A 1,548-nucleotide genomic window follows, 5' to 3' on the forward strand; every position below is an offset into this window, starting at 1 on the left:
TCATGAGCGCGGTCCTTCGGACAGGGCGCCGGCGGGTGCCGGGGCGCCGGTGGGGGCGAGGTCGTAGACGAGTTGGGGTGTCCCGGTACGGGGGTGGTGCACGACCGTGGCGTCGACGCCGAACACCTTGCGGATCAACTCGGGGTTCAGGACTTCGGCCGGGCTGCCGGTGGCGACCAGGGAGCCGCAGCTCAGGACGGCGATGCTGTCGCAGGCGGCGGCCGCCAGATTGAGGTCGTGCAGGGCGGTGAGCACGGTGAGTCCCGATCCGCGCAGGAAGGACAGGAGCTCGACCTGGTGGCGGATGTCCAGGTGGTTGGTGGGCTCGTCCAGGACCAGGACGCGGGGTTCCTGGACCAGGGCGCGCGCCACGAGCACGCGCTGGCGCTCGCCGCCGGAGAGGGTGAGCACGCTGCGCTCCGCGAGATGGGTGACGTCCAGGCGGTCCATCGCCTTTCGGCACAGGGCGTGTTCGCGTGCGGTCAGGGGCTGGTTGCCGCGGGCGTGCGGCGCACGGCCCAGGGCCACCACCTCCTCGACGGTGAAGTCGAGTTCGGTGTGGCTCTCCTGGGTGAGGGCGGCGATGGAGCGGGCGCTGTCGCGCAGTTTGAGCGAGGTCAGGTCGGCGCCGTCCAGGAGGACCGCGCCCGAAGTCGGCTTCAGGGCCCGGTAGACGCAGCGCAGGGCGGTGGACTTGCCGCTGCCGTTGGGCCCGACGAGCCCGACGACCCGGCCGGCTTCCACCTCGATGCTCAACCGGTCGACCAGGGCCCGCCCCGCCGCCTCGACGGACAACTCCCGCAGTACGAGGGTCATCGGGAGTCTCCTTCGTGGATACCCCCGCCTTCGGGCGGGGCGAGGAGGAATCGAAGCTCCCGCGTGAGCGGGGCAGGGTGGGGCCGGTTCACCCTCCGGGCGAATCCGGCGTTGTCAGTGCAGGGCGCTAGGTTGCTGGAATGACGGCATTCACGACCGCACGGGAGTCCGCATGCGTGCGCTACACCTATCGCCTGCGGGTGTCGTCGACGGCCCGCACCGGGCTGGAGGCGGAGTGGGGCCGGTTGCGCTGGGTGTGGAACGAGTGCGTCGCGAAGTCCAAGGCCGTCCACGCGCACAACCGCGCGACCGGCGAGAAGAGCACGTGCGGGCCGGTGCAACTGGCAGCGATGCTGACCGGGGCCCGGGCGAGCACGCCGTGGCTGCGGCAGGGCGCCTGCGTTCCCCAGCAGCAGCTGATCCGGGACTTCGGCAGATCCCGGGCCAAGGCACTTACGGACATCAGGGCCGGTCTGCCGATGGCGCGCCGGGCCGGGATGCCCCGCTTCAAGAAGAAGCGGGATGCGCGGCCGACCCTCGAATACACCCGGCGCGGGTTCCGTCTCAAGGACGGACGTCTGCACCTGGCCGGCGGGATCGTGGTGCGGCCGGTGTGGTCGCGCGACCTGCCCGGGGCGCCGTCCTCGGTGCGGGTGTACCGGGATGCGGTGGGGCACTGGTGGGCCACCTTCGTGGTGCCCGCCCTGACCGAGACGCTGCCCGCCACCGGGT

The 1,548-nt window shown here is 72.0% G+C and carries 1 protein-coding gene and 1 pseudogene; one reads left to right on the forward strand and one right to left on the reverse strand.

Annotated features, from left to right (window positions below; all coding sequences use genetic code 11):
* Positions 1–816: an ABC transporter ATP-binding protein gene (locus ACQKIP_RS47095; RefSeq protein WP_365854308.1), complete on the reverse strand. Its 816-nt coding sequence runs from the start codon at positions 814–816 to the stop codon at positions 1–3.
* Positions 817–956: 140 nt separating this feature from the next.
* Here ACQKIP_RS47095 and ACQKIP_RS47100 point away from each other — a divergent pair.
* A pseudogene (locus ACQKIP_RS47100) lies at positions 957–1,548 on the forward strand (RNA-guided endonuclease TnpB family protein); the annotation flags it as partial.

It is taken from the genome of Streptomyces sp. NPDC059900 (genome assembly GCF_050270335.1).
In the GTDB taxonomy this organism is placed as follows: domain Bacteria; phylum Actinomycetota; class Actinomycetes; order Streptomycetales; family Streptomycetaceae; genus Streptomyces.

What these genes read in the sequence shown, in the direction of transcription:
- ACQKIP_RS47095 (WP_365854308.1), bottom strand. Translation starts at nt 816, where the DNA reads ATGACCCTCGTACTGCGGGAGTTGTCCGTCGAGGCGGCGGGGCGGGCC.